This window comes from Hominiventricola filiformis (assembly GCF_020686965.1).
Lineage (GTDB): Bacteria > Bacillota > Clostridia > Lachnospirales > Lachnospiraceae > Hominiventricola > Hominiventricola filiformis.
Genome location: NZ_JAJEPS010000022.1, coordinates 1 through 15,588 on the forward strand (window position 1 = coordinate 1; position 15,588 = coordinate 15,588).

At 47.7% G+C, this 15,588-nt stretch carries 20 protein-coding genes; all 20 read right to left on the reverse strand.

From position 1 onward, the window contains the following. A partial coding sequence (gene eutH, locus LKD36_RS15075; protein ID WP_308460117.1) for an ethanolamine utilization protein EutH occupies nt 1–461 on the reverse strand: 461 nt, incomplete at its 3' end. Nucleotides 462–533: 72 nt separating this feature from the next. After that, nucleotides 534–1,073: a BMC domain-containing protein gene (locus LKD36_RS15080; protein ID WP_118771531.1), complete on the reverse strand. Its 540-nt coding sequence runs from the start codon at nt 1,071–1,073 to the stop codon at nt 534–536. 3 nt (nt 1,074–1,076) lie between these two features. Further along, nucleotides 1,077–2,426: a 4Fe-4S dicluster domain-containing protein gene (locus LKD36_RS15085; protein WP_118771532.1), complete on the reverse strand. Its 1,350-nt coding sequence runs from the start codon at nt 2,424–2,426 to the stop codon at nt 1,077–1,079. An 18-nt stretch (nt 2,427–2,444) separates the two neighbouring features. Next, entirely contained in the window at nt 2,445–2,726 is a 282-nt protein-coding gene (locus LKD36_RS15090; protein WP_118771533.1) for a EutN/CcmL family microcompartment protein, read from the reverse strand. Continuing rightward, nucleotides 2,723–3,508 carry a hypothetical protein gene (locus LKD36_RS15095; RefSeq protein WP_308460118.1) on the reverse strand — a complete coding sequence of 262 codons (786 nt, stop codon included), beginning with the start codon at nt 3,506–3,508 and terminating at the stop codon, nt 2,723–2,725. The genes LKD36_RS15090 and LKD36_RS15095 overlap by 4 nt, the downstream gene beginning before the upstream one ends. A gap of 31 nt (nt 3,509–3,539) precedes the next feature. Further along, complete coding sequence (gene eutJ / locus LKD36_RS15100; RefSeq protein WP_118771535.1) at nt 3,540–4,355, reverse strand: ethanolamine utilization protein EutJ; 816 nt, start codon at nt 4,353–4,355, stop codon at nt 3,540–3,542. A gap of 10 nt (nt 4,356–4,365) precedes the next feature. After that, on the reverse strand, nt 4,366–4,980 hold the full coding sequence (gene pduL, locus LKD36_RS15105; RefSeq protein ID WP_308460119.1) for a phosphate propanoyltransferase: 615 nt from the start codon (nt 4,978–4,980) through the stop codon (nt 4,366–4,368). Beyond that, entirely contained in the window at nt 4,977–5,780 is an 804-nt protein-coding gene (locus LKD36_RS15110; RefSeq protein WP_308460120.1) for an ATP-binding protein, read from the reverse strand. Before LKD36_RS15110 ends, pduL begins: the two co-directional genes overlap by 4 nt. 73 nt (nt 5,781–5,853) lie before the next feature. Beyond that, the gene (locus LKD36_RS15115; RefSeq protein ID WP_118771538.1) at nt 5,854–6,135 is read right to left on the reverse strand and encodes a BMC domain-containing protein; all 282 of its coding nucleotides are present in this window, start codon (nt 6,133–6,135) and stop codon (nt 5,854–5,856) included. A 48-nt stretch (nt 6,136–6,183) separates the two neighbouring features. After that, on the reverse strand, nt 6,184–6,465 hold the full coding sequence (locus tag LKD36_RS15120) for a BMC domain-containing protein (protein WP_118771539.1): 282 nt from the start codon (nt 6,463–6,465) through the stop codon (nt 6,184–6,186). Between the two features lie 21 nt (nt 6,466–6,486). Further along, nucleotides 6,487–7,962 carry an acetaldehyde dehydrogenase (acetylating) gene (locus LKD36_RS15125; protein WP_118771540.1) on the reverse strand — a complete coding sequence of 492 codons (1,476 nt, stop codon included), beginning with the start codon at nt 7,960–7,962 and terminating at the stop codon, nt 6,487–6,489. Nucleotides 7,963–7,981: 19 nt separating this feature from the next. After that, nucleotides 7,982–8,533 carry a BMC domain-containing protein gene (locus LKD36_RS15130; RefSeq protein WP_308460121.1) on the reverse strand — a complete coding sequence of 184 codons (552 nt, stop codon included), beginning with the start codon at nt 8,531–8,533 and terminating at the stop codon, nt 7,982–7,984. Nucleotides 8,534–8,598: 65 nt separating this feature from the next. After that, nucleotides 8,599–9,249, reverse strand: a complete 651-nt coding sequence (gene eutL / locus LKD36_RS15135) for an ethanolamine utilization microcompartment protein EutL (protein ID WP_118771542.1) — start codon at nt 9,247–9,249, stop codon at nt 8,599–8,601. 19 nt (nt 9,250–9,268) lie between these two features. Further along, nucleotides 9,269–10,168 carry an ethanolamine ammonia-lyase subunit EutC gene (eutC, locus tag LKD36_RS15140; protein ID WP_118771570.1) on the reverse strand — a complete coding sequence of 300 codons (900 nt, stop codon included), beginning with the start codon at nt 10,166–10,168 and terminating at the stop codon, nt 9,269–9,271. A 20-nt stretch (nt 10,169–10,188) separates the two neighbouring features. Continuing rightward, complete coding sequence (locus tag LKD36_RS15145) at nt 10,189–11,556, reverse strand: ethanolamine ammonia-lyase subunit EutB (protein WP_118771543.1); 1,368 nt, start codon at nt 11,554–11,556, stop codon at nt 10,189–10,191. Between the two features lie 18 nt (nt 11,557–11,574). Then, the gene (gene eutA, locus LKD36_RS15150; RefSeq protein ID WP_118771544.1) at nt 11,575–13,005 is read right to left on the reverse strand and encodes an ethanolamine ammonia-lyase reactivating factor EutA; all 1,431 of its coding nucleotides are present in this window, start codon (nt 13,003–13,005) and stop codon (nt 11,575–11,577) included. Nucleotides 13,006–13,027: 22 nt separating this feature from the next. Continuing rightward, on the reverse strand, nt 13,028–13,465 hold the full coding sequence (locus LKD36_RS15155; protein ID WP_178755788.1) for a EutP/PduV family microcompartment system protein: 438 nt from the start codon (nt 13,463–13,465) through the stop codon (nt 13,028–13,030). A 28-nt stretch (nt 13,466–13,493) separates the two neighbouring features. Further along, complete coding sequence (locus LKD36_RS15160) at nt 13,494–13,844, reverse strand: BMC domain-containing protein (RefSeq protein ID WP_118771546.1); 351 nt, start codon at nt 13,842–13,844, stop codon at nt 13,494–13,496. Nucleotides 13,845–13,867: 23 nt separating this feature from the next. Further along, on the reverse strand, nt 13,868–15,004 hold the full coding sequence (locus LKD36_RS15165; RefSeq protein WP_118771547.1) for a 1-propanol dehydrogenase PduQ: 1,137 nt from the start codon (nt 15,002–15,004) through the stop codon (nt 13,868–13,870). 111 nt (nt 15,005–15,115) lie between these two features. Further along, on the reverse strand, nt 15,116–15,412 hold the full coding sequence (locus LKD36_RS15170) for a BMC domain-containing protein (RefSeq protein ID WP_118771548.1): 297 nt from the start codon (nt 15,410–15,412) through the stop codon (nt 15,116–15,118). Nucleotides 15,413–15,588: the final 176 nt, after the last annotated feature.

Consider the following 15,588-nt stretch of genomic DNA (forward strand, 5'->3'; position numbering starts at 1 on the left):
GACAGTGCAACCGGGATGGTAAATACGATGGTCGGTCCCATCATGGTTCCCAGGATCAGACCTGAGAAGTTACCAACGGCTTCGCTTCCTGCCATCTGCATTGCCAGTGGATATCCACCCATATCGCATGCCAGAAGCGTGGTCGCAAACATGGACGGGTCGGCGCCCAGCAAGGTGTAGATCGGAACAATAATCGGTTTCAAAATGATTGCAAGTACCGGAGCCGCTGCTACAACACCTGCCATGGCTGCTGCCAGAGGACCCATTGCGTTAAATCCCTCATCAAACTGCTCGCCATATCCTAATTTGTTACCGCGGATCTTGTCAATCGCACCAACGATCATGAAAATCATCATGATAAAGATGATCACCTTGTTGATGGAAAGAGTGCTGACCCATTCCTGTACGCTGCTTGTAAATACCCCTACATTTGTAAGGTTGTCAAGTAACTCCTGAAACATACCCGTTCCTCCTTTTTTTGTGTTTCTTTAAAGCTTATGCTCTGCTCCCCCAGACTTATGCCGAAACACAGCCTATAACAGAGATTCCAAAAGCTGCGGTGCGGGACGCGGAATAACCGTGCTTTCCACATACAGCTCGCTTACCTGTTTTGCTGCATCAATAGCTGCACGGACAGCTCCTACATCTCCGGTCAGGACTACAAATCCCTTTCCGCCGATGGCATAGCCGGTCCGAACTTCGATTAAAGTAATCTGAGCTGCTTTCGCTGCTGCATCCGCTGCTTCAATGGCTGAAGCAATAGAATAGTACTCAATCACGCCAACAGCCTGAGGATCCGTCACTTCTACTGTGCCGGAAATTGCCGGAAAGACCTGTTCATGTACGCTTGGAATCAGCAAAGTGTCCACTACAAATTCTCCACCTGCTGCTTTTCCTGCTTCCAAAGATGCTCTGACAGCACCGGTATCACCGCCTACAATCACCATATATTTTCCCGGACAGACAGTGACAGAACGTAAAAGTTCCACTTGCGCGGCTTTTAACATAGAATCACTGGTCTCAATGCCTCTGGCAATACTGGACAGCTCTACCATGCCGATCGCTCTTCCCATCTCTTACGCCTCCCTTCTACTGATCCGAATGCCTTTCGGAGTCACTTCTTTTACAACTCCATCAAAGCCTGTATGGATGTTTGCGGATAATCCCTCTGCACTGCCTGCAATCAGGTCATCCTTCTTTACAGCATCCCCTGCAGTCACTACCGGAACTGCCGGTTTGCCGATATGCTGTGATAATGGAATGAATACCTCTTCCGGTTCTACTTCAAAAAGCTCCGGCAGACCGTGGAATACATATTCGTCCAATCCAAGACGGGCGATCAGGCGTCCGGTAGGAATTCTCCTGTGCTCCAGCATGTCGCTCGCCTGCGGATGCTGATTCTTCTCCGGCTGAATTCCTCTCTCTCTCAAAAGTCCTTTCGCATAATCGTTCATCTTCCTCGGTGACAGTCCCATCGGACAGGAGAACATCTCACAGGTACCGCAGCTGCTGCAGTTTGCCGCACTGCCGAAAGCCCGCTCAAATTCTGCCGGATCCGTAATAGATTTCTGTCTCCAAATGGTTCTCATAATCATATGGGGCTGCACATTGTGTCCCAGCAGATGTCTCGGACACAGATCTGTACAGGCTCTGCACTGAAGACAGGCTGTTGCCGCCTGACGTGCCATACGTTCCACACTCATGGCAGCACGTTTTACAAGATAATGATTCTTCGGAAGCACCAGAAGATTGCCTGTGGTCTTGGTAACAACCGCATTTTCAATCTCTTCTCTGGTCTTCTGCATTTTTCCCATCATGGGACCTCCCAGAATCACCACATAATCATTTACCAGAAGTTTTGCTTTTTTCAGGACTTCCGTAATCGGCGTACCAATTGGTGCGTGACACATCACCGGAGTCTCCACCGCACCTGTAATGGAGAGAAACTTCTCGTCCACAGGTTTTCCTTCCAGTGCATCGGCAATATTGAGGACTGTGCCGACATTTTCTACCACGCATCCTACATTCAGAGGAAGTCCCCTTTCCGGAACCACCCGTCCGGTTACCTGATTGACCAGCACCTGCTCGTCACCGGCCGGATAGTAGGTCCGCATGGTAAAGATCTCTACATTGGCTCCCAGTGCTTTTACTGCGTTCTGAAGAGCTTCTGTCTCTCTTACATATTTTGCTTTTAATGCAATCACTGCATGCGCTGCTTCCAGATGTGCGGCAATCTTCTCTACTGTCGCTACAATTCTTTCTGCATAGGTACGGCACAGATATTTGTCTGTCTCGATCAGCGGCTCACATTCCGCTGCATTGACGATAAAATACTCTGCCTTCGCATTCAGTTTTACGTGGGTCGGGAAGCCGGCTCCTCCGGCTCCCACTACTCCCGCTTTCTGAATGGCTTCCACCATTTCCATACTTGATCACCGCCTGTCTTATATCAGCGCTTCGTCAACTTCCTGGTCATCCACGATTCCGACGATCGTTGCATCCACCGGAATATGGGGACCTCCTGCTGCACCACGCGCTGAGCTTCCGCCTACATAGAGAATCTTCTCTCCCACACCGGCACCGATAATATCTGCCGCTACAATGGGCGTATCAATGGGCTGGTCGTTCAGAAGATTCAGTGGCTGCACCACCAGGAGCTTTAATCCGGAGAGATTCTCATCTTTCCGTGTTGCCCAGATGTTTCCAATTACACGTCCTATTTTCATACTCGGCTTCCTTTCCCGCCAGTCTCTCCTTCGTCACGAGCAATGCTGATTCCATATTTCTTCGCATACTCTTTGGCAAGATCTGACAGAATTGCCTTCTTTCCTACCAGAATGCAGGCAGCCTTTCCTTCCCGTGCACTGATCACATCTCTCTCTGTAATGATGCGTTTTTCCAGCCGTAGGGTTGATCCGGAGACTGGCTGTTCTTTTTCTCCGGTGGATTCTTCTTTCTTCGGAGCAGCCTCTGTTTCTTCCGGAACGTTTTCTCCCAGAACAACCGCTTCCAGTTGATCTAAGGGAACAATGGTCACTCCGTTCTGCTGAAGGAATTTTAAGTTTTCCTCCAGACGGCTGTAGTAGCCGGCCGGCGCGGTATCCTTATAGCGATACAGTTCCACTTCTTCCTCCGCAATAAATATCCTTTTTCCAAGGAGAAGTGCGGTTCCGAATCTTCTGGTGTAATCGGTATCGAAGATTCCGTTGGCAATCTTTCCAAGGGCTTCATTGGTCAGTGTAAATGCGATCACGCCTTCATAGGAAGCCACATCGCAGTCTTCTTCTTTCAGCAAAGCACATTCTACCCGGTAGCATTCTGCAAGTTTTTTGCTTTCCAGCACCGGATGGCACCGCATTCCATGGTCTTCCGCCAGAATCAGAAGTGCCGGCCTGTTATCTTCAGACGGCACTGCCGCCGGTTCTGCCGATACTTCTTCTTTTTCCAGCTCTGCCACACGCTCCTGTACTTTTCTGCAGATCTCACTGATCATAGCATCCAGTTCCACGCGCTCCCCTCCTTTCCATTTTTTATACTCATTACACTTTACAGTTCATGGCAATGCCTGTCGGTGTGACAAGGAACGGATCTGCCGGCTTGATCGTCGGGATTCCCGTCTCCTTTTCAATAATCTTTTCCATACCGGTCAGACAGCAGGTACCTCCACACAGATAAATGGTATCCACATTTTTTGAAACGATGTTTTTCTTTACGATCGTTGCCATTTTCTCAATAACCGGTTTCAGAATCGGAAGGATCTCCCGATGTCTGGAATAATCCTGTTTGATGGCTTCTGCTTCTGCAAACGGAATATGGTAATTTCCGGAAAGCACCAAAGTCAGGTGCGTACCACCTGTCGGTTCGTCTGCGATCTCCACAACCTTGCCATCTTTTAAGAGTGCAAGTCCTGTAGTACCGCCTCCGATATCCACAATCACGCCGTCCGATATCTGGTAAATAGCATTGGCTGCACTCGGCTCATCCAGAACTGCAGTCACTTCCAGCTCCGCACCTTCCGCCACATAGGTATGTGTCTTGACGCTGTCGTCGGTTCCTGCCGGCATGGCAATAGCACAGTTTACCAGTTCTTTTCCAATTCGCTGCTCCAGTTTTGCCTTCAGAGCTTTTACAATGTTCAGTGCTCCGAGATAATCGACGACTACGCCGTCCCGAAGTACATCTGCCGCCTGTTTCTCACAGGCAATGGGATTGTTTTCCTCATCCAGCACCACCATTACGATGTATGCGGTACCCAGATCCAGACCGACTTTCAGTTTGTCTCCTACCGGAGTGAAGGTCTTTGTCTCGGATTCGGCTACCCGTTTCATGTATGTCTCTACCCGTTGAATATCCATCTGTGTTCCTTTACTGCTTTAATATTTTTCCGAGAGTAAATCCACTGACCTGCGCCGCATTTGCCTCATCGAAATCAATGTGCATTTTGTAACGGAACTGATCACTGACACGAATGACAACGTTATCAAAAGTCACTGGTCTCTCAGTCATAATCTGTACGCTGACACGTTCCTTATCCTGAAGGTCAAGCTTTGCGGCTACCTGCGGCGGAACATGTACGTGGGCTCTTGCCACGATTACAGCAGAAGATGCGTCAAGTGTACCCTTCGGTCCTTCAATGACCACCGGTCCTGCATCTCTTAAATCTCCGGATTCTCTTACCGGAGCTTTTATTCCCAGTGCCACGCAGTCACTGATGGAAAGTTCCACCTGTGTTGCTTTCCGCACTGGTCCTAATACTGCCACGCGTTCCTTCTTCCCTTTCGGTCCGATGAGCGTCACGCGTTCTTCACTTAAAAACTGTCCCGGCTGAGACAGCGGACGTTTCGGATGAAGCACTGCCCCTTTTCCGAATAACAGTTCCACATCCTCCTGCGTCAAATGCACATGTCTGGCAGATACTTCTACTTCTACCAGTCCACTCTGTACGATAGAATCCACTACCGATTCAATAAACTGCTTCATGACGTCTCCTGATTCTGGATCTTTGCCAGATATTTACACATGATAATGTGTACGGCACTGGACATTCGGTTCAGTTCTTCTATGATATCTGCCCTGTCATAACTCTTTCCATTATGGAACGCGGCTGCGGCCGCTACTTCGGTTTCGCGGACTGCCGTTCTGAGCTGATTCAGAAGTGCATAGGTCTTTCCAAGCTTATAACTCGGCAGAACCATCTGCTTTACTTTATAATATTTCATAGGATTGTGGGAATGTGCCCGCAGCTCCTCATGAGTCAGTCCGATAATCGTCTCTCTGGTAAATGGTTCATCCAGTACATCACAACGCATCATCTCACGCAGACTTACCAGAATATCCTCCAGATCATCGATAAATTCCTGATCTTCCTGCATTTCCAGCAGAATCGTCTGATTCAGCACAAAAAGAGCTTCCAGACTGTCCAGTTTTCCACGGAATACAATCCGTTTGTCATCCTTGTTCACCAGAACATTTCTGACAAGCTGGGTCATATGCTCCGGCTTCTCATAATAGAAAGCACCTGTCGCGTCATCCACATATTTGGGTTTCGGCGGTGCCGGAGTGACGACTGCACTTTCCGGGATTCCCGGAACCTCTGTAGCCGTGATCTCCACTTTTTCTTTCGGGAGCGGCTTATCTTTTTCTTTGATAATCTTGATCTTTAACTGCTGCAGATATTCTCTTGCTGCCGGTGAGAGGATCTGTCCCTCCGGTATGACATAAGTCTCCGGCTTGGATGCCCGTAACTCATCCCGCAGAATTGCTTCTGTAATTACCTTCATCGCAGTCAAGCCACCTCCTTATCTCCTATACTGTCCGGCCGTCCGAATACACGGGCGGCCGGTACTTACTCACTTATGATAAAGAGGGTAAAATAGCCTCAACTTCCTCATGCGGTCTCGGAATTACATGAATAGAGATCAGTTCGCCAACACGCTCAGCTGCCGCTGCGCCTGCATCTGTTGCTGCCTTCACAGCTCCCACATCGCCGCGTACCATAACAGTTACCAGTCCGCCGCCTACATGCACTTTACCGATCAGAGTTACGTTTGCTGCCTTTACCATTGCATCTGCTGCCTCGATAGAAGCTACAAGTCCTTTTGTTTCAATCATTCCTAATGCCTGTGTTACTGCCATTTCTCATTCCTCCTTGATCTGTATGTTCTGTCTGTGACAGCGAATCTCTTAGCCGAGATGCGGAAGAATTGCCTCTACTTCCTCATGCGGTCTCGGGATTACATGGATGGAAATCAGTTCGCCAACACGCTCAGCTGCTGCTGCGCCTGCATCTGTTGCTGCTTTTACAGCTCCTACATCGCCGCGTACCATAACGGTTACCAGTCCGCCGCCTACATGCTCCTTACCGATCAGAGTTACGTTTGCTGCCTTTACCATTGCATCTGCTGCCTCGATAGAAGCTACAAGTCCTTTTGTTTCAATCATTCCTAATGCCTGTGTTACTGCCATTTTTCATTCTCCTTTTCTTATCTACATAGAACGAAGTCTTTTTACGATCTCATTCACTACTGCATCAATATCAACATCTTCTGCCTTCGGTCCGCTGCACATGCCATCCGTACAGGTCGGGAGTCCTGCTTTGATCTCATCAAGCTCCAGAAGTCCTTCTGCCACATGACGTTTGTTCAGCAGATTCATCGGTCCTACATTTTCGGAGGTAGCACTTCCGCCAATGGCTCCGCAGCCAAGTGTCAAGGCCGGCATCAATCCGGTAGTGCCGCCGATACCTCCAAGGGCACTCGGTGTATTGACAATGATACGGGATGCCGGAACTCTCATGGCAAAATAGTTTACCATTTCCGGATCCTTGGTATGCATACTAAACGTATGTCCTGCTCCCTCATAATGCAGAATATCCTGCACCAGTCTGCAGATCTCTTTATAATCATCTGCGGTATAGAATGCCAGAATCGGTGCCAGTTTCTCATTGGAATATGGATGACCACGTCCGATACCAGTTTCTTTTGCTACCAGTACTTTAGTTCCTGCCGGAATATCAATACCTGCCAGATCTGCAATGACCTGTGCACTCTTTCCTACAATCATAGGATTCATAGTGCCGTTTGCTCTTAAGATGAATTTTCCGAGTTTTGCAATCTGCTCGTCTGTCAGGAAATAGGCTCCCTGTTTCTCCATCTCTGCCCTTACAGCATCTTCCATATCCTTATCACATACAACGGACTGTTCAGATGCGCAGATCGTGCCGTTATCAAAGGTTTTGGAGTCCATAATCCGTTTTACTGCCAGCGGCAGATCTGCGGTCTTTTCAATGTATGCCGGTCCGTTTCCGGGACCTACTCCAATCGCCGGTGTTCCGGATGAATAAGCGGCTCTTACCATGGCACTTCCGCCAGTAGCAAGGATCAGTGCCACATCCGGATGTTTCATCAGGTTATCTGTTGCCTGAATAGTCGGAATGGTGATGCAGGATACCAGATTTTCATTGCCTCCTGCTTCAGCAATTGCCTGACGAATTACTTTTACTGCCTCCAGAATACAGTTTCTTGCATTCGGATGCGGTGAAAATACAATCGCATTTCCTGCTTTTATGGAAATCTCAGATTTATAAAATGCAGTAGAAGTCGGGTTCGTGGATGGAATCAGTCCGGCAATCACACCTACCGGAACTGCTATCGTGCGGACTTTCTTCTCTTCATCATATCCAAGTTCTCCAATGGTTTTCATATCCTTGATATGCTCATACACATCACGGCTACCAAATATATTCTTAATTACCTTGTCAGCCTCAATACCAAAACCGGTTTCCTCATGAGCCAGTTTTGCCAGACGCTTTGCATTGCGCACACCTGCATAAGCGATAGATTTTACGATGGCATCTACCTCTGCCTGCGACTTCTGGCTTAATTCCTCCTGAGCCGCTTTGGCTTTCTCTACCAGCTCACGCACTTCCTGCACTGACAACAGGTCTTTATCATATAACTGCATAAGCAACTTCTCCTATATACTATGATTCTTTAAACTCTGTTATCTTCTGAATCAGCTCCTGTTTCTTCGCGAAACGGATCTCAGCGCGGGTCATGTTCTTGATCTCAAGTGCCCTTGCCAATCTTCGGAGCGCATCCACCCCCATGGCCTGCATCTCTTCCACCGTCACATCCTGAGGAGCTTTCTCCCCTTCTTCCGCTTTCACGGCTTCAGATTCAGGTTCTGACAGTGTATCCGGTTCTGACGATATTTCCGGTTCAGATGGCTTTTCCGGCTCTGGAGGAGTTGGCTCTTCCGGTTCTTTTCCACCTTTGAGCATTCTGGTCACATCATCCGCCGGACGCGGAATGACATGAACACTGATGACGGTGCCGACTCTCTCAGCCGCTGCTGCGGAAGCATCCATAGCTGCCTTTACGGCTCCCACATCCCCTTCCACTAATACTGTCACCAGTCCGCCTCTTACTTTTTCCACACCCAGTCTGGAAACATTCGCTGCTTTCAGTGCGCTGTCCAGAGCTTCGACTGCTGTAAGGTAACCATATACTTCAATCATTCCCAATGCCTGCATATATTCGTACCTCTTGTCTTTCCCGCGGCTGTTGCTCCGCGGGAACTAAATCTTATGCTCTGATTTTATGCGATAGGATTGTCTGCTACAAACTCTACAGCTGCTGCAAATGCATCACATGCTGCCTTGCATGCGGACTGGCTTCCGGTCAGCAGTGCGCCACCGAAGTTGGTCTCTGAAGGCGGAGCATACAGAACACACATTTTTACGTCTGCTGCTTTCAGAGCTGCATCCACACCATACATAGCCTCAAGAGGCGGTGCGATCAGATATGCAATAGCCTCGCCCTCTTTGATACCTGCGCCCTCAGAAAGGTAAGAACCTGTTCTGGAAATGCAGTGTGCATAGTAGCAGATGGTATCGTCATCGTTTGCAGATACGAAATGAGCCTGATTCTCAATGACATCAACAGCTGCTTCAAGACCACTCTTTACTTCTGCCGGATTCGGGCCTGCCAGAATACCAATAATTTCTCCTGCCAGCTTGGTGTTTGCATTAGCAGCACCACCGTAGAAGCTCTTTGCGTATACAACCTGAACATCCGCTTTTTTGGTAGCCTCATCCAGTGCAGTATACGTAACATCATCACAGTCTGCAGTGAGCAGTGCAAGGGATCTCTGCTCCGGTGTCAGATTTAATTCTTTTGCCATTCCCGGACTTACATTCGGGATGAGTTTGGTTGCAAGCACTGATGCTTTCAATGGATCGCGTTTCATTTTATTCCCTCCGTTCGACTTAAAGTTTCAGATCTGTACCACTTGCTTTTGCATCAAGGATCTTCTTGATGATATCAGCAATATGTGCTCCGGCCTCTGCCGGAATGGTTCCGTCTTTATGGATGTTGGATACAACGGTTCTTCTTGCCTCCGGCATTCCAACAGTTGCTTTGTAGGCAATATATGCGGACATGGACTCTGCGGTAATCAGTCCAGGTCTCTCACCGATCAGTACACAGGTAACATCCGCACCTGTAATCTCAGAGATCTGGTCCATTGCTCCTACACGACCATATTTTACGAAGAACGGAGTACCGTAATCAATGCCATAGCTCTTAAGTCCCTGCTCAATAGCCGGCAGTACATCACCTACATTGGCTGCGATTGCTGCGGAGCTTAAGCCGTCAGATACATAGATCTGTACGGTCGGATGCATCTTGCATTTTTCTTTGATTGTGGCAACTGCCTCATCGCTTAACGCACGTCCCAGATCCGGACGGGTCAGATAAGTATCTTTGCTGTCACATTTGGTCTGCACGGTAAACAGACCCATTTTATCAATAAAGTCCTGATCTACATCATTAAATACAGCGTCCTGTGCTGCAGAATGTGCTGCACGGAATTCCAGTACCGGAAGTGTCTTATAACGAGCACCAGCTTTGCCAATACCCAGACGGCAGGGAGCGTACTGTTTCAGATCATAGTATGCTTCCTTTGCTACCGGGTTTTCTACCAGATACTGTTTTCTCAGATCGACAGCTGCTACATCGTCCCAACAGCCGTCCTCAATTTCAGTGCCATTCTGTGGGGAGGCTTTTCCTGCTACAGCAGCTTCCACTGCAGAAGCAGTTGCGCCATCGCTCACATTCATCTCTGTAAGCACCTGTGCAATGATATCTCTTAAATCTTTCTCGCTCACCAAAGTTTTTCACCTCCTGCTTATTTTAAGAAAACGGATGCATCACCTGCAAGCGGTGTCAGTTTTCCGTTCTCTGAGAATCCCATCTTCTCCAGCCACTGATCGAATTCCTTGATCGGACGGAGACCGAAGACCTCTCTTAAGCTTGCTGCTTCATGATATCCGGTACACTGATACATCAGCATACAGTCATCACCCTGCGGTACACCCATGATGTAGTTGCAGCCTGCGGCTACCAGAAGAGTTGCCAGGTTCTCGATATCGTTCTGGTCAGCTTTCATATGGTTGGTGTAGCATGCGTCACATCCCATCGGGATACCGGTCAGTTTGCCCATGAAGTGATCCTCAAGACCTGCACGGGTAACCTGCTTGGAATCATACAGATACTCTGGTCCGATGAAACCAACTACAGTATTTACAAGGAACGGACTGTATTTCTTAGCAAATCCATAACAACGAGCCTCCATGGTTACCTGATCCCATCCATGATGTGCATCGGAGGAAAGCTCGGAACCCTGTCCAGTCTCGAAATACATAACGTTCGGGCCGGTACTGGTTGCTTCGTGAAGCATCATATCATGTCCTTCATCAAGCATAGAGCCATTCAGGCCAAATGCTTCATTACCCTTCTGAGAACCTGCAATAGACTGGAACATCAGGTCAATCGGTGCTCCTAATTTATCCATAGCTTCCATCTGGGTGGTTACATGTGCAAGTACGCAGATCTGAGTCGGAACTTCCCATTTGTTCTTAAACTCATCAAAGCTTCTTAAAATTCTCGCAACACTCTCTACAGAATCATCTACCGGGTTCAGACCGATAACTGCGTCACCGCAGCCAAGGCTTAAGCCTTCCATTACGGATGCCATGATACCCTTCGGATCATCTGTGGTGTGGTTCGGCTGCAGACGGGATGAGAATGTTCCCGGAAGGCCGATGGTGGTGTTGCAATGTGCGGATACACGGATCTTCTTTGCCGCATAGATCAGATCCAGGTTGGTCATCAGCTTACATACAGCGGCTACCATCTCACTGGTAAGACCTCTGGATGCACGTTTGATCATGTCCGTTGTGGTGGTCTCGCTCAAGATCCACTCACGGAATTCAGCAACCGTCATACCCTTAATCTCTTTGTAGATTGCCTCGTTGACACCGTCCTGAATGATTCTGGTTACTTCGTCTTCCTCGTAAGGAACTGCCGGATTGTTGCGAAGGTCTTCCAGGGTGATATGGGAAAGTACTACTTTCGCAGCTACTCTTTCCTCTGCGGACTCTGCTGCGATACCTGCCAGTTTGTCACCGGACTTCTCTTCATTGGCTTTCGCCATGACTTCGCGAAGAGATTTGAATTCGTACACTTTGCCGAATAATTTTGTTTTTAAAATCAACCTGTTCACTCTCCTTTATCATGTATTGAAGATTAGAGTTTTTGTGACAACGGGAACGACGCGCCCCTGCGCTACCGGTTCTCCGATGTCGATGTAGTCACCATCATTTGCAAAGATCCCATCAATGCAGATAAATTTTTTCTGGCGCTTCAGGAGTACATTAATGGCGTTTCCAAGCACCTTGGCAATATCATTTTCGATGACCAGGATGAGGGGGTGTGGTCCGGCAATTACCTCTTCCGCCCCATCAACAACCATCTGTGCCAGTTCCTGAATCTCCAGAAAACTGGTATGATATCTGCCTGAAAAAACAATGGCAACCTGTTCAAGCGCACCTTCCGTTTCGTAAAGCTTCAGCTTCCGACGTAAGGATTCCTTGAACATAACCGGGTTCTGTTCCTCATCCTCCGTAAGTTTCAGAACCGGAATGTTTTTTATGGGCAGTTGTCCATCACTGTAGCTGATGGTGCTGCCACTAACATTTGTAGTATGGGTTCCCGCTCCGACTACCGTTGCACGGATCGTCTCAGCCGCGGGATATGTAAGAACCTGTTTCAGAGCCGCATTATTTTTCACTGCTCTGGCAAGAAGTACTCCAACATCTCCATATTCGAACACATTGGCAGGTTCTCCATTATAATAACAGCTCGCCACTCCGCCTGAATAAGTAATGGCGTCAATTTTAGGCTCACTGGTCAGTGGTTTTCCGTCATTTGTATAAAGCCCTGCGTGAAGACTGTCTGCTTCTCTGGCATGAATTGCCATGGCCAGCTGATCTGCCATATATTCGCAGATCTTATAGAGAACGGTTTCCTCTGCCCGGTCACCCACTGCGATGTGAATGCCATGGGCTTCTGCAAGTTTCTGAATCTTCGGGAAAATATAACTGATCCGACCATTTTCAATCTTAATCAGTCTTCCTCCGATATCGAGACAACTCGTTCCCTTCAGGTTTCCCTTCTGGAACAATGCAATATTACTGGTTCCGCCTCCGATATCAATATTCGCTACTGCCTGCCGGTGTTCTTCGGAAAATGCATCTGCCCCTGCTCCTTTTGCAGAAAGAACAGATTCCAAATCCGGTCCTGCAGTTGCTACTACAAAATCACCTGCCATGCTGCTTAAAGAAGCAAGTACCGTATTGGCATTGTGCTTTCTGGCAGTCTCTCCGGTAATGATCACCGCTCCGGTCTGCAGGTCTTCCGGTTTCATTCCGGCGGCCTTATATTCCGCTTCGATGATCTTTTTCACCTTTTCCGCATCAATCTCGGTCTGGGAAAGAAGCGGTGTAAAATAAATCTTGCTCCGGTAGGTAACTTCCTTATCCACGATATTGATCCGGGGTACCACATAGCTGCTGGCTTCATTCTCGATCGTCAGTTTACTGAAAATCAGCTGCGTCGTGGATGTCCCAATATCAATTCCAACACTTAATATGGTTTCTTTCATGGGGATCTCCTTCCATCACAAATCACTTGTCTTCAAAATATTTCAGGAATGGTTCAAATCCGGTACCTTCATAACTGCTGGTAACAAAGATTTCTTTTGCTCCTGCAATCTTCAGATACTTCTGTGCATCCTCCAGCTGTTTTTCAGTTGCCTTGTCACTTTTGGTAACCACCCCGATGCAGGGCTTTGCAAAACTGCTGGAATATCCAGGTGGAAACATGGTACCGTTTTCCGTCGCATCCTGCACAAGGACAATGGTGTCTGCATCCGCTGCTGATACCATCAGTGCACCACGCATATAGGTACGTTCCAGATATTCTCCCGGTGTGTCAATCATATTTTTATTAATGATCTCAACTGCCTGCGTTTTCTTGTATTTCAGCTGCTGGTCGCTTAAATATTGACAAAGAGTTGTCTTCCCTGCCATGGAACGGCCAATCATAATAATTCGTCTTTTCATCTTCTGATCCATCGCAGAGCCTGTCTTTCTACGATCTTGTGATCGTTGTTCCTGCAAATCCCATCTTGTCACACAGCACATGCATAACATCGTGAAGTGCTGCCTCCACATCTGCCACATCACCTGTGATGATCAGGGATCCATTAAACCGATCCACAAATCCAATCTGGATGCCGGCTGCCTTGCTGGCTACATCTGCCGCAATAATAGCTGCCTCACTGGGAGTAATGGTAAAGATTCCGATTGCTCCTTCTGCATCAATCAGACCCATTTTCGCATACAGGGCTTCTACCGGATGGGGAATCACATGAGCCAGTGTTACCTGTTTGCCAGGAACAAACTCCTGTATGATTCGTTCTTTATGGGATTCCTCAAACATTGGATTTCCTCCTTTGCCTGTCTCTAAATTCTTCTGCCTTCATAGGCAGCCAGGAACAGGTCTCTGACCTCCTCTGGCGTACAGTCTCTTGGATTTGTTGCGGTGCATGCATCGTTCATGGCCGCATTTACCATCTCATCCAGTGCTGCCATAAAATCTTCTCTGGAGACTCCTGCTTCGGCAATACTGGTCGGAATATTCAGCTGTTTAATAAGCTGTTTGGTAGAACGGATGACATTAAATGCACTCTGTCGGATACTGCTGCCCTCGAGCCGTGCCAGTCTTGCGATTCTCGCATAGCGCTTTGCATGTACAGTCAGCTTATCGTGACATCCACAGTTGTAGGCCATTACATATGGAAGAAGAATTGCATTGGCACGTCCGTGGGGAATGTGAAAATGTCCTCCCAGTGTATGTGCCATGCCATGATTCAGTCCAAGTCCTGCGTTGCTGAATGCCATTCCTGCCAGACAGGAGGCATGATGCATATGCTGTCTTGCATTCAGGTCATCCGGAGTCTTATAGGCTTTTAACAGATTACTACGAACCAGCTTGATGGCTTTTTCTGCTGCTGCATCCGTAAAATCGTTTGCATTCTTTGATACAAATGCCTCTATTGCATGTGTCAGGACATCAATTCCTGTATCTGCTGTAATAGATGGCGGTACCGTCTTCGTAAGCTCCGCATCCAGAATTGCATCATCCGGAAGAAGTTCATCTGCAACCAACGGATATTTTGCGGACTTTTCCGGGTCACTGATGACTGAAAAGCGACTTACTTCCGTTCCGGTTCCACTGGTAGTCGGAATTGCCACAAACTTGCATTTTTCAGAAAATCCTTCTCTGGCCGACAGATAGTTGATGGCTTTTGCACAGTCAATCGGCGATCCTCCGCCCAATGCCAGAAGTGCCTGTGGTTTAAAATCCGTCATAAGGCCAATCCCTTTCGTAACCGTGGCAATATCCGGATCCGGTTTTACTTCTGAAAAGATCTCATAAGCAATTCCCATCTGATCCAGTACGTCGGTCAGGTAACTGACTTTTCCGCTCTCATGCATGAATTTGTCAGTTACAATAAAGGCCCGCGTCACACCCTTAAGGATTTCACGCAGACCTTCTCTCTCCATGTAGATTCTTGGCTTCACATAATAATTTCCCATTGCTTTTTCCTCCTGTTTCCGCCATCTTCATCATATGAGAAAAAACATCTCATTTTCGCTTCCTCCAATAACGATCCTGATCTGTTCTCGTTATTCAGTTTTCATCATAAATCAAAGTTCGCTCTGAATCCTCTTTACTGCTTCATCTACAGCAGCTGCCGTACCTAAAATTGCCAGACAGGTCAGATGCTGCGGACAATTTCCATTGATCTCAAACACCTCTACATCGGATGCCTTCTGTGCCAGATCGCTGGCATAAATCAGGTCACAGACATTTCCATTACACAATGCAAGCGCGGCATTCTCATGGAACAGAATATCTAACCCTTCCATTCTCGCCCTGCGCATGATAATTTTCTTCGTCCCCTCAGAGACTGTTTTCATTACTCTGATTTTCAAACCAGCCATAATGCGTAGTTCCTCTTTATTTCTTTATAAACATTAAATGAGCAAGTCCCATGGCATAGGATCTCTGCTCACACGTTACTCATTTTTGTTATTTTATTTTCAATCTTGCTCATATTATACTCGACATTCTGTCACAAAGCAAGGTGTATTTGTCATATCTGCATAAAAACTTTTCA